Below are 25,533 nucleotides of genomic sequence, written 5' to 3'. Positions count from 1 at the left end.
TCGGTTGACTTATGCCCGAAAAAGGGCAGATCCCTATGTCTCCGGTCGTACACATCCGGTGACAGCGTTCCCGGAGTGATTCCATGAGCAAGCGTACGTTCCAGCCCAACAACCGCCGTCGCGCCAAGAAGCACGGCTTCCGCCTGCGCATGCGCACCCGCGCCGGCCGTGGCATCCTTTCGGCCCGCCGCGCGAAGGGCCGCGTCGAGCTCTCGGCGTAAGCCTCGTGCTCGCCCGTCCGTTCCGACTGACGCGAGGTACCGACTATCGGTTGGTTGTCCGTCGCGGAGTCCGGTGCGGGGGCGCAACGGTCATCACCTCATTGTTGACGACCGGTGAAGCACGCGAACCCAGATTCGGGTTCATCATTAGCAAGCAGGTGGGCACAGCTGTGATCCGCAACACCGTGCGTCGACGGCTCAAAGCTGTGTGCGCGGAAGCGCTGTCAATGGTGCCCGAGGGCACGGATATCGTCATCCGTGCCCTTCCTGCGTCTGCCACTGCGACATATGGCGAGCTCAACGCCGATGTCACGCGGTGTCTTGCCAAACTTGACCGCACAAGGATGTCGGCATGAGTGCCCTGCCCTCCTATGCGATGGGGTCAGCGCATCTGAAGCCCGGTGACCTGGTGCGGAGCATCCCTCTCGTACCGCGCAATCTCATCCTGGGATTTCTCACCGGGTATCGAACCGTCATCTCGCCGATCTATGGCGATGTGTGTGCGTTTTATCCGTCTTGTTCGGCTTACGCTGTAGGTGCTGTGCAGCAGCACGGCGCGGTCAAGGGAGCCGTGCTCTCGGCATGGCGAATTCTGCGGTGCAACCCCTGGACAAAAGGCGGCGTTGATGACGTTCGCCCTCACGACCATTTCCGATTCGACCTGACCGCCCGAGGTTTCGTCGTACCTTCTCGAAAGGACTGAACAGTGGGTCTTGACCTTCTGCTCGCCTCTGCGATGCCAACAGCGGATGCCGATACCGGCGGCGGCTTCGATTTGCTCGGCACGATCCTGTGGCCGCTCAAGTGGGTCGTTGAGCTCCTCCTCGTGGCCTGGCACTGGCTGTTCACCACGGCCGGGCTGCCCGCAGCAGCCGGCATCACTTGGATCCTCTCGATTGTCGGTCTCGTGATCGTCGTTCGTGGTGCGGTGTTCCCCCTCTTCGTGCGGCAGATCAAGAGCCAGCGCAAGATGATGGAAATCGCTCCTGAGATGAAGAAGGTCCAGGCCAAGTACAAGGGCAAGAAGGACCAGCTGTCTCGCGAGGCGATGAGCCGCGAGACAATGGCGCTGTATAAGCGACACGGCACTTCGCCGATGTCGAGCTGTCTGCCGATGATCGTGCAGATGCCGATCTTCTTTGCCCTGTTCAGCGTGCTAAACGACGTCACCAAGCATGCCAATAATGGCGTTGGCGGTGTGGGCCTACTGAGCGCTGAGCTGACCAAGGAGTTCTACGACGCCACGATCTTCGGATCAGTCTCGTTGCACGGCACCCTCGGCCACGCTGTCGAGACGCAGAACACCGTTGCGATCATTCTCCTCGTGATCCTCGTCGTCCTGATGATCGGTTCGCAGTTCTTCACGCAGTTGCAGATCATCTCGAAGAACCTCTCGCCGGAAGCGAAGACCGGCCAGGCGTACCAGATGCAGAAGATCATGCTCTACGTGCTGCCGCTGGGCTTCATCTTCTCGGGCGTCTTTTTCCCCCTCGGTGTTGTCGTGTACTGGTTCGTCTCGAACCTGTGGACCATGGCACAGCAGTTCCTCGTTATCCGTGAGATGCCCACCCCTGGCTCGGAAGCGGCCAAGTCTCGCGAAGAGCGACTGGCACGCAAGGGCAAGGCAATCGATTCATCCGGCAAGGTTGTTCCGATGGCAGCGTATGAGGCTGAGCAGCAGCGCAAGCTCGAAGAGGTTGAGAAGGCCAAGCTGAACACTCCGAAGCGTCAGCAGCCGGTGGGTAAGAAGCGTTCGAAGAAGAAGGGTCCCAACTCATGACCGCTGAAAATGTCGTCGAGCGTCCCGAACGCACCGAACCCACAGTCGAACAGCTTGAACACGAAGGTGACGTTGCTGCCGACTTCATCGAGGAGCTGCTGGACATCGCGGACATCGATGGTGACCTGAACCTCGACGTGCGTCAGGGGCGTGCCTACGTTTCGGTCGAGGCTGAGGGCGAGGACATCTCGGTGCTCTCGAATCCCGACACGGTTCAGGCACTGCAGGAGATCACCCGCCTGGCTGTTCAGAACAAGACGGGATCCTTCTCCCGCTTGATCCTCGACGTTGGCGGCTCGCGTGACGCTCGCCGCCGTCAGCTGGAGAAGCTGGTCGATGCCGCTCTCATCAAGCTAGACGAGGGAGCGTCGCAGGCTTCGCTGCCTTCGATGTCCAGTTACGAGCGAAAGCTTGTGCACGATATCGCCGCCGATCGCGACCTAATCTCGGAGTCATACGGCGAGGGCCCTGACCGCCACACGGTCATCCGCCGTCGCTGATGTTTCACGTGAAACATCGTGAGGTGTGAGCATGTCAGATACTGAGGCAGAACTTTCGGTTGAGACAGAGCCCGCGGCTGCGGCATCCATTTTCGGAGAGCGGATCGATGTTGCCCGCGCCTTTACCGCGGCATTGGCTGCGCAGGGGGAGGAACGTGGGCTGATTGGTCCGCTGGAGCTGCCCCGTCTGTGGACAAGGCATATCCTCAACAGCGCGATCGCCGCTCCGCTCTTCCATGGCTCGGCTGCCGATATTGGCTCTGGGGCTGGACTGCCCGGCCTGATTATCGCGATTGCACGGCCAGACGTGAAGCTGACGCTGGTCGAACCGATGGAGCGCCGCGTCAATTGGCTCACCGAGCAGGTCAACGAGCTTGAGTTGGATAACGTCGTGGTGCTGCGCTCCCGTGCGGAGGATGTGCGCACGACCGAGAAGTTTGATGTCGTCACAGCTCGTGCGGTCAGCGCATTGCGCACTCTTCTCCCTTATACGGCGCCTCTGGTGCGCAACGGGGGAGAGCTCGCACTCCTCAAGGGGAAGAATGCCGGAGTAGAGATTGACGCTGCCGCCAAGCAGATCAAGAAGTATCGGCTCAGTGATGTGCGGATTGAAGTACTTGGCGAAGGTTTGCTGGAAGAGACCACCCGCGTTGTTCGGGCTCAGGTTCGGGTCTCGTAGTTACTTTCCTTAGGGTTCGATCATGGCATCCGCGGGGATGTTTCACGTGAAACATCCACCAGTGGTAGCTGCGTTCTGAAACGTCTGACCTAGCGATTAGAGTGGAATACGGCCCTCGAAAGGAGTGGATGTTTCACGTGAAACAATCCGAGAAGGTAACACCGAACAATACTTTCGGGGTAGACACGCCTTTGGCGCGTGAAATCGCCGATTTGAGCGCTCGTCGTCGCCAACTTGAAGCGACCTCGATGGAATTCAGTGGCGAGACCCGTGTTTTGACGGTCTCGAACCAGAAGGGCGGTGTCGGTAAGACCACCTCGGCGGTGAATACCGCATCCGCTCTTGCAAGCTTGGGTGCGAAGGTCCTGGTCATCGATCTCGATCCTCAGGGAAATGCCTCTACAGCTCTGGGGATTCCACACAGTGCTGACATACCCAGCGTCTATGACGTCCTGATCGACGACGTTCCGCTTGCCGATATCGTGCAGCAGAGCCCGGAATCCGAGAATCTACTCTGCGCACCGAGCACGATTCATCTTGCAGGTGCGGAGATTGAGCTCGTTTCGCAGGTCGCACGGGAACACCGGTTGCGCAAAGCACTGGACGTGTACCTCCGCGAGAATTCTCTCGACTTTGTCATCATCGACTGCCCGCCTTCGCTCGGTCTCCTCACCATCAACGCATTTACGGCGGCGTCCGAGGTCTTCATCCCGATTCAGTGCGAGTATTACGCGCTGGAAGGGCTGAGCCAACTGCTGGGCAGTATCCAGATGATTCAGAAGCACCTCAATCCGAGTCTTTATCTCTCCACGATTCTGCTCACGATGTATGACGGACGCACCCGTCTTGCACAGCAGGTCGCCGATGAGGTGCGCAACCACTTCCCGGATCAGGTACTTAAAACGATGATCCCGCGGTCAGTCCGTGTTTCAGAAGCACCAAGTTTCGGTCAGACGGTGATCGCTTATGACGGGAACTCCGCCGGAGCGATCGCATACCGCGAGGCCGCTGTTGAGATCGCGTCCCAGAAGACGCAGAGCAAGGAGAACTGATGGCCAAGCGCACTGGATTGGGTCGAGGAATCGGCGCACTCATCCCCACGGGAATTCAGTCTGAGCGTCCGGTCGATGTGTTCTTCCCGGGTGCCTCCCTTCGTCCGAAGACGGACGCTGGTATCGGCGAGGAAACAACTCCCGTCGAAGAAGAGGCTGATCTCGCCGTAATTCCGGGCCTCCATCTGATTCAGATAGATCCGAACCAGATCGTTCCCAACCCGCGCCAGCCGCGCACTCACTTCGGCACAGACGATCTCGCAGAACTTGTTCACAGTGTGCGCGAGTTCGGCGTTCTGCAGCCGGTAATCGTTCGCAAGAACGCCGATGGCGACTACGAACTGATCATGGGGGAGCGCCGCACGCGCGCCGCACGTGAGGCTGGTCTTACAGAGATCCCTGCGATCGTCCGCGATACCGCAGACGAGGACATGCTTCGTGATGCACTGTTGGAAAACCTTCACCGCTCGGAGCTGAACCCGTTGGAAGAGGCATCCGCCTACCAGCAGTTGCTGGAAGACTTTGGGATCACGCAGGAGCAGCTCGCAACACGCATCGGCCGCTCTCGGCCGCAGATCAGCAACACGATTCGCCTGCTGAAACTGCCCGTTCCCGTGCAGCAGAGGGTTGCGGCAGGTGTCCTCACCGCTGGTCATGCTCGTGCGCTACTTTCGCTTGATGACGCCGCAGCGATGCAGAAGCTCGCCGACAAGGTGGTCAACGAGGATCTGTCGGTGCGCGCCACCGAAGAAGCCGCGAAGGCCTTCCCCGGTGCCGGAACGAAGAAGGTCAAGGCGCAGCCGGGAGCTCGTCGTGCCTACCTCGATGAGGTGTCTGGCAAGTTGGGTGACCGTCTCAACACGCGCGTGAAGATCACGTTGGGCGCGAGAAAAGGCCAGGTCGCGATCGAATTCGCGTCGATCCAGGACCTGAATCGCATCCTCTCCGAATTGGGCGAAGAGCAGTACGGATCCTGATCTCGCCCTCGCGTTCAGGTGGGCCCAACTCCTAGAGTGGGCACAACGGGGGAGAGATCATGGCAGATAAGAAGAGTCCGGCCGCACGCATCAACGGCCGGGTCATCGGGATCAGCATTGCCGCAGCACTCGGCGGCTTCCTGTTCGGCTTCGACACGGCCGTGATCAACGGCGCGGTGACAGCTCTCGCGGGAGCGTTCACTCTTGGGCCCGGTCTTCAGGGCTTCGCCGTATCTTCCGCGCTGATCGGTTGCGCTGTCGGTGCCTGGTTTGCGGGGAGCCTTGCGAACAAGCTCGGCCGTATCCCGGTGATGGTGATCGCCGCCATTCTCTTCTTCGTCTCGGCATTCGGCTCCGGGCTCGCCTTCGGGGTCATCGACCTGATCGTGTGGCGTGTGATCGGCGGACTCGGCGTGGGTGCGGCATCCGTGATCGCGCCGGCATATATCGCGGAGGTATCGCCGGCGAAGGTGCGCGGCCGTCTCGGTTCCCTCCAGCAGCTCGCAATCGTGACCGGTATCTTCACTGCGCTGCTCTCCAACGCCCTACTGGCGAGTATCGCCGGCTCCGCAGCATCCATTCTCTGGTTTGGTATCGAGGCGTGGCGCTGGATGTTCATGGTTGAGGCGATTCCGGCCGTGGTCTACGGGGTGATGGCACTGCGCCTGCCAGAGTCTCCTCGATTCCTTGTCGCACGGGGAAGAATCGACGAGGCCTCGCGGGTGCTCTACGACTTCACCGGCGAGCTCGACGTGAATCTCAAAATCGAGGAGATCCGTTCCACCTTGAATGCCGAGCAGAAGGAGTCACTGCGTGACCTGCGCGGGGACAAGTTCGGCCTGAAACCCATTGTGTGGGTCGGCATTCTGCTCAGTGTCTTCCAACAGTTCGTCGGCATCAACGTGATCTTCTACTACTCGACCACGCTGTGGCTGTCGGTGGGATTCGACGAGTCTCAGGCTCTGATGACCTCCGTCATCACCTCGATAACCAACATTGTCGTCACGATCATCGCCATTCTGCTGGTCGACAAGGTCGGCCGTCGCCCCATGCTGCTCACGGGATCCATCGGCATGGCCGTGACCCTGGGGATGATGGCAGTGGCCTTCTCCTTCGGGACGCTGCAGGACGGCAATGTCGTGCTGCCGGAGCCTTGGTCGCTGGTCGCGCTGGTATGCGCGAACGGATTCGTGGTCTTCTTCGGTGCGACATGGGGCCCGCTGGTGTGGGTGCTGCTGGGGGAGATGTTCCCGAACAGCATTCGTGCCGGCGCACTCGCGGTGGCCGCCGCCGCCCAGTGGGTGGCCAACTTCTTCATCTCGACGACGTTCCCCGCGTTCGCTGAAATCGGGCTCACGTTCGCCTACGGCTTCTACGCGTTCTTCGCGATCGTGTCGTTCTTCTTTGTGTACTTCCAGGTGCCAGAGACGAAGGGCCGAGAGCTCGAGACGATGACGGATGTTGTGAATCTCCCGCGCCGAGGTGGGCACAAGCCCGCGTAGGCTTAAGGCATGTCAGAAGCTGTTCCGCGTCGCGCGAGTTTGGAAGTTCTACGCGCGGAGGCGACTGACGAACTGGCTGTTATCGTTCAGGAGCGCTTGCTGGGCGGCGAGGATCCGTGGGAATTCATGGAAGATCTCCCCAGCGTCGATGAGCTGGTCGTCTATCTTCTGCGCGCCGACAATATCTCCGCGAACGACGGCGTGCGTCCGAACGCTGCGCGTAATTACCGCGTCATGCGACAGATCGCACTCGAGTATCCGGAACTGACTCCGGCCGTCTGGGGACTCCTGGGCGAGAAGACACGTCACCGAAAGTGGGACACCACGGTCGCTGACGTGTCCTGATCCACGAACGCTTCGCGAAACGACAAAACCACGCCGAAACCACGTCCTATACGTGTCGTCTCGGCGTGGTTTTGTCGTTTGGGGTCAGGCGAGGAACGCGGCGAGATCCTTCTCGAGCGCGGGCTTCGGCTTGGCGCCGATGATGGTCGCCTTGACCTCTCCGCCCTGGAAGACCTTCATCGCCGGAATCGACGTGATCTGGTACTTCATGGCAAGTTCGGGGTTCTCGTCGACGTTGAGCTTGACGATGGTGATCTTGTCGGCATTCTCCGCCTGGATCTGATCGAGCACCGGTGCGACCATGCGACACGGACCACACCATTCGGCCCAGAAATCGACCAGAACGGGGCCTTCGGCCAGCAGTACATCCTGCTCGAATGTCGCCTGGCTCGTTACCTTCGCAGTCATCAGTTTCTCCTTGAATTGAGGTTCATCCGCTACAACAGCGAGTGAATGGATTGTGTTCCCTAGACGGATGCCCCAATCGGGGCGGTGTCCTCAAGGGCTGCGATGTAGTGCTCGGCGTCGAGGGCCGCAACCGTGCCGGACCCGGCAGCGGTGATCGCCTGACGGTAGGTCGGGTCGATGACGTCACCCGCGGCGAACACACCAGGCGTAGAGGTGCGCGAGGAGCGACCCTCTACCCAGATCGTGCCCTCGGATGTGAGCTCAAGCTTCTCGTGCACCAGGTGGGTGCGCGGGTCGTTGCCGATCGCGACAAACAGACCATCGAGCGCCAGATCGGAGAGCGTGCCGTCCACAGTGTTGCGCAGCTTCACTCCTGCGACGCTGTCGCCACCGGTAACCTCGGTGACCTCGCTGTTCCAGATGAACTCGATCTTCTCGTTCGCGAAGGCGCGATCCTGCATGATCTTCGACGCACGCAGCGTGTCCTTGCGGTGGATGACGTAGACCTTGTCCGCGAAGCGGGTGAGGAAAGTGGCCTCTTCCATCGCCGAGTCGCCGCCGCCGACGACGGCGATGGTCTTCTCACGGAAGAAGAAGCCGTCGCAGGTGGCGCACCACGAGACGCCGTAGCCGGAGAGGCGCTCTTCACCCTCGACGCCGAGCTTGCGGTACGCCGAGCCGGTCGCGTAGATCAGCGACTGAGTCTCGTGCACGGTGCCGCTGCCGAGCGTGATCGTCTTGACATCGCCGTCTAGATCCAGTGAGGTGACATCGTCGTAGACGACCTCAGTGCCAAACTTTTCTGCCTGTTCCTGGAACTTAGCCATGAGCTCAGGTCCCTGGATGCCCTCGGGGAAGCCCGGGTAGTTCTCCACGTCGGTGGTGTTCATCAGCTCACCGCCGACCTCGACCGAACTCGCGATGAGAAGCGGCTCGAGGTTCGCGCGCGCCGCGTAGATGGCGGCGGTAAATCCGGCGGGGCCGGAGCCGATGATGATGACCTTGCGCATGTGTTCTCTCTCTTTGCCTGGGCAGGACGCTCCACTGCTTCAACCAATGGTAGCCGCGGGACATTCCCGGGCCTGAGAGCCGCGCTGTGCGTCAGCGTCCGGGCAAGAAGCGCTTCAGCAGGTCTGCGCCGACTTTGAGCTCGGGCGCGCGCATGAGAGCGAGCAGCGCGATGTAGACGACCACCACGATGAGCCCAATGATCGCGGTGCCGACCGCACCGAGGAGTTGGCTGGAGAGCATCCATCCGTTCGAACCGCCGAGCAGGAGGAATACACCCCATCCTGCGAATCCGGCGGGGATCGCAGCGATCGCGAAGCGTCCGATTGCCGTCATCCAGGAACGGATCTGCAGCCCACCGATTTTGCGGTGCAGCAGCCATGTGGCCAGGATCACCTGCAACGTGCTGGCGATCGACTGCCCGAGCGCGACAGCCGCCGCGAGCAGGGAGAGCGGCAGCACGTCAGCGGCGAACAACGCCGCGGCAGTGAGGGCGGTGATGACGATCAGCGCGCACTGGATAATCGTGAACCAGAAGGGCGTGCGGGTGTCGTCGTACGCATAGAACGTCCGCTGCACGATGAACAGAATCGTCAACGGGAGCAAGCCGATGAGGTACGCCAGGAGGACAATGGCGGCGCCGCTTGCCTCATCGGGACTTCTCGTGAAGACGCGGGAAGCGGGGATCGCAGCGGCCGCGACGGCCGCGAGGGCTGCAGCGATGAAGAAGACGAGAGTGCGGATGCTTCGGCTGATGTCTGCACGTACTTCGTCGTGACGACGAGCCGCAGCGTGTTCGCTGATCTGCGTGAAGTATGGAGTGCCGATCGACAGCACGATGACTGAATACGGCAGCATGAAGATCAGCCACGCGTTCCCCGTCACCGCTGCGGATGCACCGACGCCCGCGGCAGCACTGACGATGTTTCCCTGCAGGATGCCGGCGGTGAGGCTGGCGAAAGCCATGAGGAAGGTCCAACCGGCCAGGCGCCCGACGTTGCCCAGACCGACGCCGCGCCAGCGAAAGTCGGGCTTGAGAGACAGCCCGGTGCGGCGCCAGAAGATCAACAGCACGAGACCCTGGAGCGCGATGCCGAGAGTCGCCGTGCCACCGAGCGCGGCAATCATGCCTGGCGTCCATCGCGTCGCATCCGTGGACACGGGGCTGAACGCGATGCCGATCAGGATGAACCCGATGATCGAGACAATGTTGTTGATCACCGGCGCCCAGGTGAACGGACCATATATCTTGCGGGCGTTCAGCGCCTCACCGAGCAGAGCGTAGAGACCGTAAAAGAGGATCTGCGGAAGGCACCAGTACGCAAGCACAGTGGCAAGCGCGATGATGTCCGGATCTGCCTGTCCTGCGACGATGATCACCAGCCATGGCGCGGCGATCGTGGCGATGGCGGTGGTGACGACCAGCACGACAGTGCCAAGCGTGAACAGTTTGGAGATGAAGGCGTTGCCACCATCGGCGTCAGCTGTCGCCTTCACGATTTGCGGAACGATGACAGCGGTCAGGATGCCGACGGAGATCAGCGCGAAGACGCTGTTCGGTAGCTGATTGGCATACGCGAATGAGTCAGCAACCTCGCCGTAGGATCCGATGACTGCGACGAGCACGATACTGCGCAGCAACCCTGTCACCCGGGACACCATGGTGCCCGCGGCGATGACGGCGCTGGCGCGCCCGAGACTACTCACCGGTCACCTCTTCCGTAGAGTCGCCCGATTCCTCTGAAGTGACGGAGGCCGGCTGGCCCGCAGCCTTCCGACGCCGCACGACGGTGCGCACCACACCGAGCACGAGCAGCAGAGCGATGACTCCGCCGAGGATGCCCAGACCGATGTTCTCCCATTCGGCGCGGACGGTCACCTTCGCCGTCTGATCGACCCCGATCGGCACACCGGTGGGCGAGCTGAGGCTGAAGCTGACTTCGAGCTCACCGCTGCCCACTCGAGCCTCGACAGGTACCTTGACACGTTCGTTGTTCGCGGGCTGCGCCACGAAATCCTTCGTCGGTTGCACATCGAGGCGGGCATCCGAGGGAGTTGAGGTGAGTGTCACATTCACTGGCCACGGCAGATCGTTGCGTACCCACACCGGCAGTGGCGCCGCCGAGGTGAACAGCTGGATGGGGCTGGGCTGCTGTACACCCACCGCATTGAGCGTCGTGCGGGTCTTCGTCTGGTGTGCACCGGCATCCTCTGCATAGCTGTCGGATGCCCCGACGCCGATCAGGCGGAGAATCTGCAGGCGCTCCGGCGAGCGGAGTACAAGCGGATCGTCGAGAATCGACGAGAACGCGGCTAGATGCGCCTCGTCGGCAAGTAACTTGCTCAGGACAGCCACACGATCCGCCGAGGACTCGACGGCGAGCGTGGCGGATACCGGTGCCGCTGTGCGCAGCGCATCCAGACCGATCGGCTCAGAGATCGTGGAGAGCGACAGAATCGTTTCTCGCAGAGCATCCGCCGTGCGGTTCTCATCGCGGTCGAGACCGACGAGCAGGGGCGTGTGGCCACCGGTGAAAGTGAGCTGAGCGAGGGCTTCAGCGATCTCATGCTCGCGGAGCGCGGCGTCTTCTTCAGCGGCGGCATCCGACAGTGTGGCGGAGGCCGTGGCATCCATCACCAGCACATTGTCGCCGTCGATCTCGATGAGTGTGCCTGTGGATGCGGCGATGGATGATGAGGGCAGGATCGTCGTGACATCGCTGTCGAAGTACGTGGCGAATTTGGCGAGATCAGCCGTGTTGACGTCTCCGAGGGGCCACAGGATCCCAGATTCCTCAGCATCAATCACCGTCAGCTCGTCATCGGTCGGAAGCGCCGGCGCGGTCGGCGTCGGTGAGGGCGAGGGTGAAGGCGAAGGAGTGGCGGTGCCCTCTGTCTGGAGGAAGTTCGCCTCGTTGAGGTACGACGTGAATGGCAACGGAGAAAGCAGCTCCGGTAGATCGGCCTGGGCCTGAACGGTGGCATCCGCATCGCCGTACTGCAGCGCGAAGCGATCATTGGAGAGCGTCTCGAGCCGGGAGAGCCAATCACTCGCGGTCAGCGGCGCCGCAGAGCCGAGCACACGAATGGCGGCAGGGATCAGCGGGTCGACGGCGAGCACAGCCGCGGTGCCGGAGATGCCGTCCAACTGCGCGGTGAGGGCGCCGTCGGGTGCGGTGAGTGTACTCAGCTCATCGGCGGTGAGGAGGGCGCCATCGGCGGGTGTCGCCGTGATCGGCACCATGATCGTCACCTGGGTTGCTGCGCCCGCACTGACGATGAGCACGCTGTTCGCCGTGATGCTGCGAGGAGCATCCGTGTCCGACGCATCGCCGGTCGTTCCGTCCTCAAGGGTGACCCGCAGTGGATAGACACCGTCCGCCAGCACACCCAGTGTGGTGACGGGGGTGACAGCCGAGATCATCGCAGTCTCAGATGCCGGGACGGCCGTGGAGAGCTCGCTGCTGAGCAGGTCGAATTCGCCACCGGTCTCGCCGGCATCCAGCCACGATGTGACCGCCGTGCGGTCTGCGAGCGGCGTGCGGTTGAGTTCGATGGCGACGCGCCCCGCGGGGAGCTCTTCGTCGCTGCTGTTGTTGATGGTGATGCTCGTCGTCAGCGCAACACCCGGCTGGATCACGCCGTGCAGACCCGCTGAGAGCGAAAGCTCCACAGTTCCGGCATCGGTGTCTTCGACCGCCGTGACCGCCGTGACCGCGGCGGCCGCCGGCGAGACGGCGATGAAATGCGGCGCAGCGAGGAGGCCGGCAGTGAGTGAGAACGCGACGAAACCGCGTGCACAGCGCTGCGCGCGCACACGACTGCCGATTCGGGGGCTGATCAACGTCTCTGGTCTTCCTCGGGCGCCGTGGCGGCCAGCCCGTGAGTTGTGACCTCGCAATTCTAGGCGGATGGCATCGCGGAACCCTGAAGGCGCGTAGAGTGACGGCCGTGTCCGACGCTCTCCCGCCCACTCCAGATCCCTCCCTCGTCGCTGCGCTGTCGGCCGATCTCGATGCTGCAGATTTCCGCTCAGAGCCGCTCCGGCAGCTGTGGGGAGAGGAAGCAGACGATGCGATCGCACGTGGGGTGCGTGAGCCGCTGCTTCGGGCGATCCATGGTGACGACGGCGCCCTCGCCACACTCGGTCGATTTTTCGTGCTCGGGATGGCGCAGCCCAGCACCCTCGTTGCGGCGGCGCTGCCGCGGCTGGGAGTTGACGGTCTGGTCGGACTCGGATTCGCCACGATTTCGGGCGCGGATGCTGCGCCATCTGTGCTCCTGCATCCGCAGTCCTTCGTCGATGCTGACGGCGTAGGGGAGTGGTGGATCGCCAGCGACCTCGACGAACTCGCCCTCGGCACTGCGCTGCCGCCGGACCATGTGCTCGGCGTGGGTGGGGCATCCCGCACGCTGGCGGAGCTGATCATCCCAGAGCCGGTCGCGCGGGCGCTCGATCTCGGTACCGGATGCGGCATCCAGGCGTTGCTTGTGGCTCGTCATGCCGGCGAAGTCGTCGCGACCGATATCTCCGCGCGGGCGCTCGCTTTCGCCGAGTTCAACGCGCGCCTGAACGGTGTGAACAACATCACGTTCCGCCAGGGCAGCATGTTCGAGCCCGTTGCAGGCGAGGCATTCGATCTGATCGTCTCCAACCCACCGTTTGTCATCACTCCGCGCGTCGACGGCGTGACCGAGTACGAATACCGCGATGGCGGACTCATTGGCGACGCGCTCGTCGAGCAGTTCGTGCGTGAAGTTCCCGCGCACCTGAAGCCCGGCGGGGTGGCACAGCTGCTGGGCAATTGGGAATCGCGCACTGCCGCGGGTCTTGAGCGCGTGGAATCGTGGGTGCACGACACTCTTGACGTGTGGGTCGTCGAGCGCGAAGAGCTCACGCCTCTCTCCTATGCAGAGCTGTGGATCCGCGATGGCGGCACCACCCCGCGTGAAGCGGCTTTCGGGCGGATGCTGGAAGCCTGGCTCGACGACTTCGCCGCACGTGGCGTCACCGCCATCGGCTTCGGGTACGTGCTGTTGCGGCGTGGACCGGTGGGTCACGAGCCGCTGCGCCGATTCGAGAAGGTGGCCCAGCCGCTGTCTGCGCCAGGGCGCGCGCTGCGTGACGGACTGACTGCGCACGATGTGCTCGGCGATGGCGTCCCGATGACGCTGGTCACGGCGCCGGATGTCACAGAGGCGCGGCACTTCATGCCCGGAAACGACGATCCGAGCGTGATCGAGCTCCGCCAGGGCGGCGGGTTCGGACGCACAGTCTTGGTGGATCCTGCACTTGCCGGTTTCGTCGGGGCTTGCGATGGCGAGTTGACCGTCACGCAGATCGTGGCGGCACTTGCTGACCTGTTCGAGGTGCCGTTGGTGGCGCTGTGGCAGGATCTCGAGCCGCGCATCCGTCAGCTCGTGATGGATGGGTTCCTCGTCCCCAACTCGGAGCGGGCGGGGGAATAACTCCGCTTCCATGCGGTTGAATACGCACATGAAGGCTTTCGGATTCCTCTCCTTCGGGCACTATGCGCCCGTTCCCGGTTCAGGCACGCGCACGGCCGGCGACATGCTGCACCAGACCATCGATCTCACGGTCGGCGCGGATGAGATCGGTGTCAACGGTGCCTACGTGCGGGTGCATCACTTCGCGCGCCAGGCGGCCTCTCCCATGCCGTTGCTCGCAGCGATGGCGGCGAAGACTGAGCGCATCGAGGTCGGGACCGGCGTCATCGACATGCGGTACGAAAATCCGCTGCAGTTCGCTGAGGAAGCAGCCGCGCTCGACCTCATCGCCCGCGGACGCATCGCCCTCGGAGTGAGCCGCGGTTCACCCGAGACCGCGCTGCGCGGCTACGAGGCATTCGGCTACGTCGGCAGCGAGGACCCCCGCGGCGCCGACCTCGCTCGCGACAAGTTTGACCTGTTCCTCGAGGCGATCGACGGCGCGGGTGTCGTTCAGGGCGACCCCCAGCAGGTCGGAGAGGGGCGCTACCTGGCGATCGAACCGCGCTCCGAGACGTTGCGCGAGCACATCTGGTGGGGTTCGGGGTCACGCGCGACCGCAGAAGAGACCGGGCGCAAGGGTTTGAACCTGATGAGCTCGACACTGCTCACCGAGGCCACCGGCGTGCCGTTCGACCAGCTGCAGCGCGAACAGATCGACCTGTATCGAGCCGCCTACAAGGCGGCCGGCCACACCGGCACGCCCCGCGTCTCGGTCAGCCGCAGCGTCTTCCCGATCATGGATGACCGCGATCGAGGCTATTTCGGCCTGCGCAGTGCCGAGAACGGCGACCAGATCGGAATCATCGACGGGTTCCGCTCGACGTTCGGTAAGACGTATGCCGCAGAGCCGGATGTGCTCATCGAGCAGCTCCTCGCCGACGAAGCCGTGATGGCCTCCGACACTCTGATGCTCACCATCCCGAACCAGCTCGGTGTGGATTACAACCTGCACGTGCTGGAGTCATTCGCGAAGCACGTGGCACCGGCGCTCGGGTGGAAGCCGAACACCGAGGGGACAGTCGAGGGGTACGCGATCTGAGTCCATCGCGGCGCTCCGCTGCGGGGTAGCAGCACCTCCGACATACTTCGTCAAGAAGTTCCCGGGGTCTTGACTAGGCTACGGTCATGCGATTCTCGGCCTTCGAAGAGTATCGACTTCGATCAGGCTTAGCCTCTTCGGAAATTGTCACGGAGGAGCAGGGCAGTGACTATGAGGCCGGTCAAGTAGAGATAGGTTCGGGTTGCTGGCGCATCAGAACGGCGCGAGTCACTCCAACAAAGCCTGGTGCGTTCGTTGCGGTGTGGAAAAGATCACCATCGGGAAAGACTCAACCTTTCGAGAGCACCGATAGCTGCGAGGGCCTCCTGGTCTTCGTAAAAGACGGATCGCGGTTCGGGCTATTCACATTTACTCGTGAGCGTCTGGTGGGACTCGGTATTGTTCAGTCTGCTCATGCTCCGGGCAAGAGGGGATTTCGGGTATACCCCGCATGGTGCACGAACTTGAACGCTCAGGCGACTCGCACTCAACGCGCCCAAGCTGGCGCTTTCGCTGAACTATCCGAGTAATGGCAGCTACCGGCTGGATAGGGCCCGGTCGAGGGATACATCTGCTTGCTACCGCAGCGGACAGACGATCAATTTGATGGCGTCGGCGTCGCCATTGCGCTCCATCGCGGCCTGAACATCATCGAGCCCGTACATCGCTGCTACGAGGTGGTCGACCTTGACCGCTCCCGATGCAATCATGTGGATCGCAGTCGGCCAAGTGTTGGCATACCTGAACAGCCCCTCAATCCTGAGCTCCTTGCTCTGGACGAGGAAGACGTCAAGATCGTAGCGAGCGGACCCCATACCGACGAGAACGGCGATTCCGCCGGCCGACAGGCGCCGCAGACCATCGTCGATCGCCGCGGCAGCACCGGAAGCGTCGACGAAGATATCGAACGTCTCATCGGAGAGGTCGAGCGGGCTGGCTGTCCGGAAGGCCGCGGTCTGCCTGGCCGCTTCGAGACGCTGCTCCTGTGGGTCGACCAGCACAACGGTATCCGCGCCGTGGATCTTCGCGGCGGCGGCAGTGAGGATGCCGATCGGCCCCGCACCTGCGACGAGGACCCTCATCCCGGGTGCGATGCCGGCCTTCCGTGCCGCAGCGAGTCCGACCGATAGCGGCTCGACGAACGTCGCCTGCACGAAGGACATCTCGCCAGGGATCGGATGAGCGAATATGGACGGAATGCACATGTACTCTGCGAGCGCGCCGTCCACGGGCGGTGCGCTCGCGAACTCCATGGCGACACAGAGGTTGTAGCGCCCGTCGAGGCAGTAGCGGCACTCTCGGCAATGGCGCTGGGGTTCGATCGCGACGCGCTCACCGATCCGGCGCGGGTCCACTCCCGACCCGACTGAGACGATCACCCCGGAGGCCTCATGCCCGAGCACCAGCGGGTGCTCGACCACGAGGTCTCCGACTCGACCGTGCTGGTAGAAGTGCACATCGGAACCGCACAGGCCCACGGCTTCGATCCGCACGATCACGTCCTCAGCGCGCGCGACCGGGACAGGGATCGACCTCACCTCTAAGACGAGCGGTCCCTGAAGCTGGCTCGCTCTCATCGTCGTCGGGATCATCATGTGTCCTCAGTACGTGTATACCGCGCAGCGGCGAACGGCAGGCTCGTCATACGATTCGCCGAACGAGATACCGGGGATGTGCCCCAGATATGGGAAGCGGAAGTACTCTCCGGAAACTGTTTCATCACCATTGAGCACCTGATCGACGACCCACTCGCCGTCGATCAGCGAGACGCGTTCGACACGGTCGAGAGCGGCCTTTCGTCCGTCGCCAGTCTCGAACTGCGCCGCGAAGCCCACGCCGGTGCCGTAATAGTCGCCGTTCTCATCGCACAGCACGATTCCCCAGGCCGGGGGAGCTGCCGGCAGGCGGCCGTTATCCATATCCCGGCGGATCCGCACAGTGAAGCCGCCCAGCTCGGCGAGCACCTCGGGGTGCTCGGCGTCGAGGTGGAATCCGACGATGGTCCCCGCCCGCTGGGCGCGCAGGATCTTGGAAGACAGTTCCTGCAGGCACCCGTACGCCTGGGAGAGGAGGGCCTTGACCTCGGGCGCATACTCGTTATCCCGCCCGTCGACGCCAAAGGGTGACGTGCCGATCGCGCCGAAACTCCCGATTGCGATGTGCAGATCGGCGACTCCGTCGAGGTTCCGCTTCATCTCCGGGATGAATAGCGGCGCGCCTTCGACGGTGTACTGCTGACACCACTGAGCAAAGTCACCCCAATAGATGTCAGGGGTGAGGATATCCAGTGCCGGCGCGCCGTGAAGCCACGCCGGAAGAACCTGAGGGAGCGGTCCGCCGCTCGGATAGTTGCCGGGGACCTGTCCGCCGAACGGCGCGATGTGGCTGACATCGGGAGTGAAGTCCGGGGAGTCCAACCACGCGTTCACGAACATCGGCACGTCGTGCTCGGCCTTGCCAGCCACGGTGATGGTATTGATGTATCGGGCGTAACCGAGAGCCATGAACAACTCGTCGCTGGAGAGCGACTCCCCGAACGTATTGGCCCAGTCGGTGCCCGGTTGTGCCGCGCGCGCGGCCTCGAGTATTTCGGGCTTGACAGCGTAGCGTCCCGACGCAACGGCTTCCACAAGTGCTGCGTCGACCGGCTGGCCGTATGCTTCTCGAGCCGCCGTGGTGTGATCCCGCGAGGGCCCGAGGATGCCCACTTCATTCTGCACCTGGACCATAATCACTGTGTCGTGTCCCGCATCTGCCTCCCGCACGTGGCGCATCAGCCGGGCGAACGCTCGGGCGTCGGCGTCACGTGATTCCTCGGAGAAGACGGACAGCACCTGGACGCATTCGCCGTCGATACCTGCGACCAGGGGGAATCGCACTGGATCTGCCTTGACCCAGGACGGGCGGTAACTCGACAGCCCGTTCTTCCAACTGCCAAACCACAGCAGTGTGACCTTGATGTCGTGCGTTCGCGCTCCCAAGAGGATCCTGTCGACCATCGTGAAGTCGAACTCGCCCTCGCGTGGCTCAACCGATTCCCAGGGGACGGCGATGAGTGCGGTGTTGAGGTTGAGTGCCTTCAGCGTCGACCACCGTGCCTCGAGGTCCGACTGCGTCGTTGCCGAGGAGTTGTGGAGCTCTCCGCCGAGCACCAGGAACGGGGCGTCGTCGATGACCAGCTGATTGTTCTCGATGCGGATGTGAGGGGAGGCGTCTGTGTGGGGGGTCATTGGGGCATCTCCTTCGATGGGCCGGTTCAAATTGGAAAACTATGAGGCCCACGAGGGGCTGTCAACGGCGATTGCAGAATCAACAGCTGCAATAAGTTTTGCCGTGTTGACACCTCCTTCAGTGGCGGTCTACCGTCAGTTACGTTCTCAATTGAAACGATATATTCGGTCCAATGATATCGAGAACATTCTGCCCGACAAGATGTTTGACTGTGAATACACGGAGGTACTCATGTCAGTGCGTAGCAAGCTGTTGACGGCGACCGCGGTGGTCGTCAGCGCAGGATTTGTCCTTTCTGGATGCTCGTCATCGGAGGGGCCAGCCGAGTCGGAAGGCCCCGTCGAACTCGTCTACTGGACATGGTCGCCGGGAACAGCGGAGGCCATCGCGGTCTGGAACGAGAATAATCCTGACATCCAGGTCAAGACCGTAGACATGGGGCGCAGCGACGAGCAGTCGGCGAAGCTGCTGGCCGCGATGCGCGCTGGCGAGGGCCCGGATATCTTCCAGGCCGAATACCACACGCTCCCGTCATTTGTGGTGGCTGACGTCGCGCTCGACATCAGCGACTACGTCGGTGACGTGAAGGGAGACTTCACCGACTCGATCTGGAATCTCGTCAATCTCGAGGGCCTCACATACGGCGTGCCGGTCGACGTCGCGCCGATGGCGCTGTTCTACCGGACCGACATCTTCGAGGAGGCTGGCGTCGAGGTCCCCACAACATGGGACGAGTACCGTGCAGCCGCGCAGACGATCGTCGAGGTCCGCCCGGACGTGACAATGACGCTCTTCGGATCGACGGATGTCGGTCAGTTCACCGGCCTCAGCCAGCAGCTCGGTGGCTCCTGGTGGGACGTCCAAGATGGAGCGTGGAGCGTTCACATTGATGACGACGCGAACAAGCAGGTCGCCGAATACTGGCAGTCCCTCACAACGGATGGCCTCGTTCGCGCGGAGCCGTGGTGGACCCCGGAGTTCAGCAACGCACTGACGAGTGGCAAGGTGGCATCGTTCCCGGCCGGCGCCTGGTTCGCCGGAAGCATCGGCAACCAGCTGGGTGAAGGCAATGACCAGCTCGACAAGTGGAACGTCGCTCCCCTCCCTGTCTGGGACGAGGGTGACCCCTCAGGATTCATGGGAGGCTCGGCGGCGTCAGTGACGACGGGCTCTGAGCACCCGGAAGCTGCGGCTAAGGTGCTCGCGTGGCTCTCGGCGGACCCGGTAGCGAATGAGGCTCTCAGCAACCGTGCAGAGTATCCCGCGTCCAAGACGGGGCAGGGTGCGCTGTCCGGCTCTCCGGCCAACGGCGTCGCAGCAGGCCAGGACGACTTCTACTCGATCATCGCCGAGATCGCCCTTGACACCGCCGATGTCGGCTGGGGGCCGAACGCCAACTCGGTGTTCACCGCCTACCGGGATGAGCTCGGACGAGCAATCACGGCAGGGTCGTCGTGGCCCGACATGCTGACGAAGGTGCAGGATTTCGCGATTGAGGATCTCGAGGAGAGCGGGTTCGAGGTCAACTGACCGTTGCGTGGCCGGTGGGGGAGCGGATCCGCTTCCCCACCGGTCGCATCGCTGACCGAGAGGACGAAACGATGACAACCGAAACTCTAATCCTGGGACCAGGAAAGCGCGGAGTACGTGTCTCAAGACGCCAGCATCGCGCTGCCCCCTATCTGTTCATCCTTCCCGGGGCAATTCTCTTCATCCTTACCTTCCTGCTGCCGCTGGTGTACTCGATATACCTGAGCCTGCACGCGCTTCGTGTGACGGGTGGTGGTGCGTTCGGGCGTCGCACGGAGACCTTCGTGGGGTTCGACAATTACATCGCGACGTTCCAGGACGTCGAGCTGCTCGCGTCATTGCAACGACTCGGGATATACGCCGTCCTGGTGATCCCGACTACTCTCGGTCTCGCTCTCGTCGCCGCGCTGCTGCTGGATTTGCCGCGTCAGCGCTTCGTGCGGTTCGCCCGTACGGCGTTGCTGCTGCCGTACGCGGTGCCGGGCGTGATCGCCGCTTTGATGTGGGGGTTCCTCTACCTCCCCAGCACCAGTCCGGCCAGCTTCATCGCACGTTCTCTTGGGCACCCAGGGCTCGACGTGCTGAGTCTGCCGCAACTGTTCGGTTCGCTGGCGAACATCGCCATCTGGGGCGCGCTCGGATTCAACATGATCATCATGTACACGGCGCTGCGAGCCATCCCCGCGGAGATCTATGACGCTGCACGCATCGACGGCTGCAACGAATGGCACATCGCGCTGCGCATCAAGATCCCGCTGATGGCCCCGGCGTTGGTGCTGTCGGGCCTGTTCTCGGTGATCGGCACCATCCAGGTGTACAGCGAGCCGATGATCCTGCGCACCATCACGAGCAGCGTCTCGTCGACCTTTTTCCCGCTGATGGCTGTGTATCGAGAGGCATTCCACGGTGACAACGTCTACGGCGCTTCGGCGACGTCGGTTGTGATCGCGCTGAGCGTGCTCCTTCTGTCGGCAGTGATCCTCGGCGCAGTGCAGTGGCGTCGCAACCGAGCGGTATAGGAACCACCATGGCAAAACACATGAACACCCGAACACGCACGATCACAGATCGTCGCGTACTGAGCACACTTGTGCTGCTGCTGGGCGCCGTCTACTGCCTGTTCCCGGTTGCGTGGATTTTCGTCGCATCGACCAAATCGGTGAACGAGCTTTTCACCACCTTCACATTCGCTCCGGGGACAGCGTTCTTCGAGAATCTGGGTTTGCTGTTCAGCTACGGGGACGGTTCGTTCGGTATCTGGTCACTCAACTCTGTGATCTACGCGTTGGGTGGCGCGCTCCTGTCGACCCTGGTCTCCGCCGCCACCGGGTACGCGTTCGCGGTGTATGACTTCCGCGGGAAGAAGACACTGTTCGGGATCCTGCTCGCGGGCGTGCTGATTCCCGGGATCGTTCTCGCGATTCCGCAGTACTTCCTCTTCGCCGAGATCGGGCTGACCGATTCCTACCTGGCGGTGCTGCTCCCGGTAATCGTCAGTCCGTTCGGGATCTATTTGTCGCGGATCTATGCGGAGGCGGCATTCCCCCGTGAGACGCTCGAGGCGTGTCGCATCGATGGGGCGTCAGAGTTCCGCGCCTTCCGTTCGGTGGCGCTGCCGATGATGTTGCCGGGGCTTGTGACTGTTTTTCTCCTGCAGTTCATTGGTATCTGGAACAACTTTCTCCTTCCGTTCCTGATGCTCTCGAGCGAAGACAAGTTCCCGATCACCATCGGTCTGTACACACTGCTGAACCGAGGGACATCCGAAGGCATGCTCTGGAACCAGGCGATCATGGGGTCGGCAATCTCGATTGTCGCAATCCTGATTCTGATGGGATCGTTGCAGCGCTTCTGGAAGCTCGATCTGCTGTCCGGCGGCGTCAAAGGCTGAACCCACGAAGATGCGGCCCAGAATCCGTGAGGATCTGGGCCGCATCATCATGGGCTCGAACTGGCTCCGCCGCTCAGGCGCTCAGATGGGCGTCCATACGGATCAGTGCGATCGCGTAGATCTCGAGCGCGTCGAGCAGGTCGTCCATGTGCAGCCATTCGTCGGGGCCGTGGGCACCGGCGGAGTCGCTGACGATGCCCGCGGGTGGCCGCGAAGGACCGAGGTCGTGGGCTCCGGGGCCGAAGGTGACGCTGTGAGGAAGCACCCGCGAGTGGGTCCCACCGCCCATCGAGTATGGCTCGTCGTTCCTGCCGCTGATCTCGGCGTACGTATCGGAGAGCAGGGAGACGATGGCGTCGTCGGGATCGATGACGCTGGGTGAGCTGTCACGCACATCTTGGACCGTGGCGCCTTGAGCAGCGCACCATTCCGTCAGCCTGGAGGTGATCTCGTCGCCTCGGTACGACGCAGGGTAGCGAACGTCGAGGACGACATCGATCCCGTCGGCCGACCCGGTCACGATTCCGGCGTTCGCCGTGAGCGCGCCCGTGAGGTCATCCGTAAGGGCGAGACCGATGCCATCGCCGTATGGCGAGGAGCTGAGCGCGAGGAGCGTCCGTAACGCGGACTCATCTCGTTCCTCCCATGCTGTGCTCGCCAAGAGTGCTTCCACCAGGACAGCGGCGGCGTTGAGAGTTCCTTCGGGGAATGCGGCGTGCCCGGGGCGGCCGGAAGCCGTCAGCAGCGCATCGGTCGCATCGCCGTCGACCGTGAGTCGGTCATGCGGGCGTGGCATGGGACAGCCGGAGTTGAGTTGGATGGTCGCCGATGCGGGTACGGCGTTCGCGACGAGTCCGGCTTTAAGAGAGCGGAAGCGATCCGTCCCGGCAGGGATCCGCACGAGGCACGTGAGCATTCCCTTCTGGGCGATGTTCACCGGGAACATCCCGTCGGCGACGATCGAGCGGACCGGAACGGGGTGACCGTCGGCGAGATAGGCACGAAGATCCGGCATGCCGATCTCCTCAGCGCCGCCGAACATCAGCCGTACGCGGTGTTGCAATGAGACACCGAGATCCCGAAGCATCCGCACGAGATAGAGGGTGCCCACAGCGGGGCCCTTGTTATCGCATGCCCCGCGCCCGATGACGTACGGGGCAACGTAGCGAGGGGAGAATGGTGGCGTTGTCCACCCGTCACCGGCCGGAACAACATCCACGTGCGTGACGATGCCGATCTCTTCGGATGCCGCGCCCCACAGAACCGAAACGACATGGCCTCCATGGTCTTCCCAGCGCAGGTCCAGTTCTTCCGCCGCGAGGCGGACGACGTCGAACATCTTGGCCACGGCCTTCCCGTACGGGGCGCCAGGTTCGGCGGCGCTCGGATCGCTCACGCTCGGCACGGCGATCCACTGCAGGATGTCCTGTGCTAACTCGTCGCGGTGGTCTTCCAGCCACGTGCGAATCGCGAATCGCGTGGGGCTCCCCTCACTAACGAGGTCGGTCAGGTCGGGCTTGCGATCGGCATCAACCACTGATTCTCGTTTCCTCAGGTGTACTAGCAACGGGCATCGATGTGGACATGCGGCGCAGACCCCACTGCGCGCCGTCGATCGTGCGCAGGAGTCCCATCACCGCACGCACGTGCTCTGTGGATGCATTCTCACGGTCGGTGACTGCGAAGATGTGGCGCACTGTTCGTGGCTCGGTGGGACGGATGACGACATCATCCGGCGTCGCCGCAGTACTGATTGACAGACCGGGGAGTACGGCGAGACCGAGGCCGCTGGAGACCAGCCCGAGAACGGCGACGTGGTTGTCTGTCTCGAACGTGATGCGCGGCTGGAATCCTGCAGTGGCACACGCGTGCACCATGTGCGCCCGACATGAGTGGCATCCCGCGACCCAGTCATCGGATTCGAGGTCGGCGATCGATATGGTTGGTTCTTTCGCCAGCGGGTGGGCAGCGGGAAGGGCGACGAAGAGTTCGTCCGTGAAGAGGGGGAGTCCCACCAGTCCGCTGCGGGCGAGCGGGCTCGATTCGCCCAGGGTCGGATAAACGCACGTGATCGCAACGTCCACCGTTCCCGCTATCACCATCGCGATCGCCTCGGGAGGCTCGGCCTCGATGTATGAGGGACGCACTCTTGGAGCATGCCCACGCAGGAGGTTCAAGAAGGCGGGAAGTAACGTCGATGACGCGGACGGGAATCCGGCGAGCGTGATGACTCCGGAACGGGCGTTGGTCAGGCCGGCGAGCTCGCGTCCGGCTTCGAGGAGGACTTCGTCCAGTCGTGGTGCGAGCAGGCTGAGCACTCGACCCTCCGCGGTGAGCGTGAGTACGCGTCCTTCGCGATTGACAAGTGTCGCACCGATCCGGGCTTCCGCGCGCTGCAGCTGCTGTGAGATCGCTGGCTGGCTGAAACCCAAGGTCTTGGCCGCCGCCGTGATCGAGCCCGCATCGGCGATGGCGCTGACGATCCGCACGGCTTGGATGTCTATTGCCGCGGCGAAAGCCAGAGCGCTGTCGTCGCAGTGCGTACGTATCATGCGATCTCCTGTCAACGCTGACGAATCGTCGAGGCGTGTCAGGGAACGCTCGACTCACCGAGCGCGAGCATCAGGCGGTTAGCCCAGGCGAAGAACGCGCACGCTTGAATCGTATCAAAAACCGCCAGGTCGTCTAGTCCGGTGTCTTCGAGGGCCGACAGCGCCTGTGCGTCGAGTGACGACGGTGTGGTGGTCAGTGCGCGAGAGGCATCCACGATTGCTTGCCAACGAGCATCCAGTCGGCGAGCATCGCCGTCGATGAGCAGGCTCTCCACATCTTCGGCTCGGCCCGAGAGTTGGGCGGCCAACCCGGCGTGGAATCCGGTGCAGAACAGGCACCCGTTGAGGCGTGATGCTGCCGTTGCGGCCAGTTCTCGTTCGGCCCGCGCCAGACCCAGATTTGTGTTGCCGAACACGTCGTCATCGACGCGGGTGCGGGCGCGCAGGGCCGTTGTGTCACGAAGCAGGACGCGGAAATACTCCGCTTGCGCTCGCGGGCGATGGATCACGGCATCGTAATGCTCCTCGGTGAGTTCATCGATCTCTAAGGGCAGGACCCAGGGGATCCACTCCACTCCGGACATGACGTACCGCGAGGGCACGTGAGCTGCTCGAGGCGGGGCAAGGTTCTCGCGGTCCGTGTTCATGCGGCGCTCCTCTCGATGATGCGGTCGGCAAGCACCGACAGCCCCGCAATGACTCGCATCTGAAATGTCACGAAACCGATGAGTTGAGCGAGCGTCACGATGCCGTCGTTTGTCCAGCCCACATCGATCAACTGTTGGAGGTGTGCGCGTCGCGTGTCGCGAGGGTGGAAAACCAACAGGTGCGCGAACTCGATCGCCGCGGTGAGTCGATCGTCCAGCGCATACAACGCCGCGATGTCATCGACCGTAAATGTCGGTCCGGGTACAGATTCTGCCGCGTTGACCTCGCTCTGCCCGTACGGACCGCGCGTCAGCGACCGTTCAGCCAGTATCGTCACGATTGCGGGCAGCGCATCGTCGTGCTGTCGGAGGAGGTCCGTGTAGAACGCAGCGGCGCAATCCTCGCCATGAAGTAGTGCAGTGAACGTGGCGACGCACACGCGTTCCCGTCGGGTCGCGGCGGCATTGTCGTCGGCGAGCACGAGCACGTGGAAGCTCTTCTGCATCTGTTCCGCGGACTCGCTTCGGGCGGCGCGCACTCGGTGAACCGCAGTGGCGCGGCGATCACCGAGCATTTCGTTCACGACATCGGTCATCGCATCTCCATCCTCTGGTCCGTCTCTACAGAGAATATGAGGCGACGCGTTCCGCCGCCGGGAT

At 62.7% G+C, this 25,533-nt stretch carries 26 protein-coding genes; 16 read left to right on the top strand and 10 right to left on the bottom strand.

Annotated features, from left to right (window positions below; all coding sequences use genetic code 11):
- Window positions 1–83 precede the first annotated feature (83 nt).
- From rpmH to ACSU1G_RS26495, 10 genes are all read left to right on the top strand, one after another.
- Complete coding sequence (rpmH, locus tag ACSU1G_RS26540; RefSeq protein ID WP_439283287.1) at window positions 84–221, top strand: 50S ribosomal protein L34; 138 nt, start codon at window positions 84–86, stop codon at window positions 219–221.
- A 5-nt stretch (window positions 222–226) separates the two neighbouring features.
- Window positions 227–577, top strand: a complete 351-nt coding sequence (rnpA, locus tag ACSU1G_RS26535) for a ribonuclease P protein component (protein ID WP_439283285.1) — start codon at window positions 227–229, stop codon at window positions 575–577.
- A complete protein-coding gene (gene yidD / locus ACSU1G_RS26530; RefSeq protein ID WP_439283283.1) occupies window positions 574–924 on the top strand; it encodes a membrane protein insertion efficiency factor YidD in 351 nt (116 codons plus the stop codon). The genes rnpA and yidD overlap by 4 nt, the downstream gene beginning before the upstream one ends.
- Before the next feature lie 3 nt (window positions 925–927).
- The gene (yidC, locus tag ACSU1G_RS26525; protein ID WP_439283281.1) at window positions 928–2,001 is read left to right on the top strand and encodes a membrane protein insertase YidC; all 1,074 of its coding nucleotides are present in this window, start codon (window positions 928–930) and stop codon (window positions 1,999–2,001) included.
- Complete coding sequence (locus ACSU1G_RS26520; protein ID WP_439283279.1) at window positions 1,998–2,501, top strand: protein jag; 504 nt, start codon at window positions 1,998–2,000, stop codon at window positions 2,499–2,501. Before yidC ends, ACSU1G_RS26520 begins: the two co-directional genes overlap by 4 nt.
- 31 nt (window positions 2,502–2,532) lie before the next feature.
- Window positions 2,533–3,180, top strand: coding sequence for a 16S rRNA (guanine(527)-N(7))-methyltransferase RsmG (gene rsmG / locus ACSU1G_RS26515; protein WP_439283278.1), 648 nt, complete (start codon window positions 2,533–2,535; stop codon window positions 3,178–3,180).
- 128 nt (window positions 3,181–3,308) lie between these two features.
- Window positions 3,309–4,232, top strand: a complete 924-nt coding sequence (locus ACSU1G_RS26510) for a ParA family protein (RefSeq protein ID WP_439283276.1) — start codon at window positions 3,309–3,311, stop codon at window positions 4,230–4,232.
- On the top strand, window positions 4,232–5,209 hold the full coding sequence (locus tag ACSU1G_RS26505) for a ParB/RepB/Spo0J family partition protein (protein ID WP_439283274.1): 978 nt from the start codon (window positions 4,232–4,234) through the stop codon (window positions 5,207–5,209). Before ACSU1G_RS26510 ends, ACSU1G_RS26505 begins: the two co-directional genes overlap by 1 nt.
- A gap of 59 nt (window positions 5,210–5,268) precedes the next feature.
- Window positions 5,269–6,711 (top strand): sugar porter family MFS transporter, encoded by a 1,443-nt coding sequence (locus ACSU1G_RS26500; protein WP_439283272.1) that lies wholly within the window; start codon window positions 5,269–5,271, stop codon window positions 6,709–6,711.
- A gap of 9 nt (window positions 6,712–6,720) precedes the next feature.
- Window positions 6,721–7,056, top strand: a complete 336-nt coding sequence (locus ACSU1G_RS26495; protein WP_439283270.1) for a tryptophan synthase subunit alpha — start codon at window positions 6,721–6,723, stop codon at window positions 7,054–7,056.
- A gap of 84 nt (window positions 7,057–7,140) precedes the next feature.
- On the opposite strand, the gene trxA is transcribed toward ACSU1G_RS26495, so the two are convergent.
- From trxA to ACSU1G_RS26475, 4 genes are all read right to left on the bottom strand, one after another.
- Window positions 7,141–7,464, bottom strand: a complete 324-nt coding sequence (gene trxA / locus ACSU1G_RS26490; RefSeq protein WP_439283268.1) for a thioredoxin — start codon at window positions 7,462–7,464, stop codon at window positions 7,141–7,143.
- A 59-nt stretch (window positions 7,465–7,523) separates the two neighbouring features.
- Window positions 7,524–8,474, bottom strand: a complete 951-nt coding sequence (trxB, locus tag ACSU1G_RS26485; RefSeq protein WP_439283266.1) for a thioredoxin-disulfide reductase — start codon at window positions 8,472–8,474, stop codon at window positions 7,524–7,526.
- A 91-nt stretch (window positions 8,475–8,565) separates the two neighbouring features.
- Window positions 8,566–10,179 (bottom strand): murein biosynthesis integral membrane protein MurJ, encoded by a 1,614-nt coding sequence (gene murJ, locus ACSU1G_RS26480; protein WP_439283265.1) that lies wholly within the window; start codon window positions 10,177–10,179, stop codon window positions 8,566–8,568.
- Window positions 10,172–12,316, bottom strand: a complete 2,145-nt coding sequence (locus ACSU1G_RS26475; RefSeq protein ID WP_439283263.1) for a DUF6049 family protein — start codon at window positions 12,314–12,316, stop codon at window positions 10,172–10,174. The genes murJ and ACSU1G_RS26475 overlap by 8 nt, the downstream gene beginning before the upstream one ends.
- Window positions 12,317–12,414: 98 nt before the next feature.
- Here ACSU1G_RS26475 and ACSU1G_RS26470 point away from each other — a divergent pair, with 98 nt between their 5' ends.
- From ACSU1G_RS26470 to ACSU1G_RS26460, 3 genes are all read left to right on the top strand, one after another.
- Window positions 12,415–13,941, top strand: coding sequence for a class I SAM-dependent methyltransferase (locus tag ACSU1G_RS26470; protein ID WP_439283261.1), 1,527 nt, complete (start codon window positions 12,415–12,417; stop codon window positions 13,939–13,941).
- 28 nt (window positions 13,942–13,969) lie between these two features.
- On the top strand, window positions 13,970–15,022 hold the full coding sequence (locus ACSU1G_RS26465) for an LLM class flavin-dependent oxidoreductase (protein ID WP_439283259.1): 1,053 nt from the start codon (window positions 13,970–13,972) through the stop codon (window positions 15,020–15,022).
- Window positions 15,023–15,108: 86 nt separating this feature from the next.
- Window positions 15,109–15,552: a MepB family protein gene (locus tag ACSU1G_RS26460; RefSeq protein WP_439283257.1), complete on the top strand. Its 444-nt coding sequence runs from the start codon at window positions 15,109–15,111 to the stop codon at window positions 15,550–15,552.
- Window positions 15,553–15,600: 48 nt separating this feature from the next.
- Here the strand turns inward: ACSU1G_RS26460 and ACSU1G_RS26455 are convergent, their stop codons facing one another.
- Together ACSU1G_RS26455 and ACSU1G_RS26450 are read right to left on the bottom strand one after the other, a co-directional pair.
- A complete protein-coding gene (locus ACSU1G_RS26455) occupies window positions 15,601–16,599 on the bottom strand; it encodes an NAD(P)-dependent alcohol dehydrogenase (protein WP_439283635.1) in 999 nt (332 codons plus the stop codon).
- A gap of 24 nt (window positions 16,600–16,623) precedes the next feature.
- Window positions 16,624–18,252 carry a GH35 family beta-galactosidase gene (locus ACSU1G_RS26450; RefSeq protein WP_439283255.1) on the bottom strand — a complete coding sequence of 543 codons (1,629 nt, stop codon included), beginning with the start codon at window positions 18,250–18,252 and terminating at the stop codon, window positions 16,624–16,626.
- 232 nt (window positions 18,253–18,484) lie between these two features.
- On the opposite strand from ACSU1G_RS26450, the gene ACSU1G_RS26445 reads away from it, so the two are divergent.
- The 3 genes from ACSU1G_RS26445 (at window position 18,485) to ACSU1G_RS26435 (ending at window position 21,674) form a co-directional block, all read left to right on the top strand.
- Window positions 18,485–19,783, top strand: a complete 1,299-nt coding sequence (locus ACSU1G_RS26445) for an ABC transporter substrate-binding protein (protein ID WP_439283253.1) — start codon at window positions 18,485–18,487, stop codon at window positions 19,781–19,783.
- Between the two features lie 71 nt (window positions 19,784–19,854).
- On the top strand, window positions 19,855–20,802 hold the full coding sequence (locus ACSU1G_RS26440) for a carbohydrate ABC transporter permease (protein ID WP_439283251.1): 948 nt from the start codon (window positions 19,855–19,857) through the stop codon (window positions 20,800–20,802).
- Window positions 20,803–20,822: 20 nt separating this feature from the next.
- Entirely contained in the window at window positions 20,823–21,674 is an 852-nt protein-coding gene (locus ACSU1G_RS26435; protein ID WP_439283249.1) for a carbohydrate ABC transporter permease, read from the top strand.
- Window positions 21,675–21,747: 73 nt separating this feature from the next.
- Here the strand turns inward: ACSU1G_RS26435 and ACSU1G_RS26430 are convergent, their stop codons facing one another.
- Genes ACSU1G_RS26430 through ACSU1G_RS26415 form a run of 4 tightly spaced genes read right to left on the bottom strand, consistent with a single transcriptional unit; the run spans window position 21,748 to window position 25,469 of the window.
- A complete protein-coding gene (locus tag ACSU1G_RS26430; protein WP_439283247.1) occupies window positions 21,748–23,211 on the bottom strand; it encodes a Sapep family Mn(2+)-dependent dipeptidase in 1,464 nt (487 codons plus the stop codon).
- On the bottom strand, window positions 23,204–24,226 hold the full coding sequence (locus tag ACSU1G_RS26425; protein WP_439283245.1) for a LysR family transcriptional regulator: 1,023 nt from the start codon (window positions 24,224–24,226) through the stop codon (window positions 23,204–23,206). The genes ACSU1G_RS26430 and ACSU1G_RS26425 overlap by 8 nt, the downstream gene beginning before the upstream one ends.
- A 38-nt stretch (window positions 24,227–24,264) precedes the next feature.
- On the bottom strand, window positions 24,265–24,873 hold the full coding sequence (locus ACSU1G_RS26420) for a peroxidase-related enzyme (RefSeq protein WP_439283243.1): 609 nt from the start codon (window positions 24,871–24,873) through the stop codon (window positions 24,265–24,267).
- A complete protein-coding gene (locus ACSU1G_RS26415) occupies window positions 24,870–25,469 on the bottom strand; it encodes a CMD domain protein (protein WP_439283241.1) in 600 nt (199 codons plus the stop codon). Before ACSU1G_RS26415 ends, ACSU1G_RS26420 begins: the two co-directional genes overlap by 4 nt.
- Window positions 25,470–25,533 lie beyond the last annotated feature (64 nt).

The organism is Microbacterium sp. A93, assembly GCF_051842835.1.
This window is presented reverse-complemented; position numbering and strand designations above follow the sequence as displayed.

Excerpts from the sequence above, each read along its gene's own strand:
- rpmH (WP_439283287.1), top strand. The coding sequence starts at position 84 with ATGAGCAAGCGTACGTTCCAGCCCAACAACCGCCGTCGCGCCAAGAAG.
- yidD (WP_439283283.1), top strand. The coding sequence starts at position 574 with ATGAGTGCCCTGCCCTCCTATGCGATGGGGTCAGCGCATCTGAAGCCC.
- ACSU1G_RS26520 (WP_439283279.1), top strand. The coding sequence starts at position 1,998 with ATGACCGCTGAAAATGTCGTCGAGCGTCCCGAACGCACCGAACCCACA.
- rsmG (WP_439283278.1), top strand. The coding sequence starts at position 2,533 with ATGTCAGATACTGAGGCAGAACTTTCGGTTGAGACAGAGCCCGCGGCT.
- ACSU1G_RS26510 (WP_439283276.1), top strand. The coding sequence starts at position 3,309 with ATGTTTCACGTGAAACAATCCGAGAAGGTAACACCGAACAATACTTTC.
- ACSU1G_RS26505 (WP_439283274.1), top strand. The coding sequence starts at position 4,232 with ATGGCCAAGCGCACTGGATTGGGTCGAGGAATCGGCGCACTCATCCCC.
- ACSU1G_RS26500 (WP_439283272.1), top strand. The coding sequence starts at position 5,269 with ATGGCAGATAAGAAGAGTCCGGCCGCACGCATCAACGGCCGGGTCATC.
- ACSU1G_RS26495 (WP_439283270.1), top strand. The coding sequence starts at position 6,721 with ATGTCAGAAGCTGTTCCGCGTCGCGCGAGTTTGGAAGTTCTACGCGCG.
- trxA (WP_439283268.1), bottom strand. The coding sequence starts at position 7,464 with ATGACTGCGAAGGTAACGAGCCAGGCGACATTCGAGCAGGATGTACTG.
- trxB (WP_439283266.1), bottom strand. The coding sequence starts at position 8,474 with ATGCGCAAGGTCATCATCATCGGCTCCGGCCCCGCCGGATTTACCGCC.
- ACSU1G_RS26465 (WP_439283259.1), top strand. The coding sequence starts at position 13,970 with ATGAAGGCTTTCGGATTCCTCTCCTTCGGGCACTATGCGCCCGTTCCC.
- ACSU1G_RS26460 (WP_439283257.1), top strand. The coding sequence starts at position 15,109 with ATGCGATTCTCGGCCTTCGAAGAGTATCGACTTCGATCAGGCTTAGCC.
- ACSU1G_RS26455 (WP_439283635.1), bottom strand. The coding sequence starts at position 16,599 with ATGAGAGCGAGCCAGCTTCAGGGACCGCTCGTCTTAGAGGTGAGGTCG.
- ACSU1G_RS26450 (WP_439283255.1), bottom strand. The coding sequence starts at position 18,252 with ATGACCCCCCACACAGACGCCTCCCCTCACATCCGCATCGAGAACAAT.
- ACSU1G_RS26445 (WP_439283253.1), top strand. The coding sequence starts at position 18,485 with ATGTCAGTGCGTAGCAAGCTGTTGACGGCGACCGCGGTGGTCGTCAGC.
- ACSU1G_RS26440 (WP_439283251.1), top strand. The coding sequence starts at position 19,855 with ATGACAACCGAAACTCTAATCCTGGGACCAGGAAAGCGCGGAGTACGT.
- ACSU1G_RS26435 (WP_439283249.1), top strand. The coding sequence starts at position 20,823 with ATGAACACCCGAACACGCACGATCACAGATCGTCGCGTACTGAGCACA.
- ACSU1G_RS26425 (WP_439283245.1), bottom strand. The coding sequence starts at position 24,226 with ATGATACGTACGCACTGCGACGACAGCGCTCTGGCTTTCGCCGCGGCA.
- ACSU1G_RS26420 (WP_439283243.1), bottom strand. The coding sequence starts at position 24,873 with ATGAACACGGACCGCGAGAACCTTGCCCCGCCTCGAGCAGCTCACGTG.
- ACSU1G_RS26415 (WP_439283241.1), bottom strand. The coding sequence starts at position 25,469 with ATGACCGATGTCGTGAACGAAATGCTCGGTGATCGCCGCGCCACTGCG.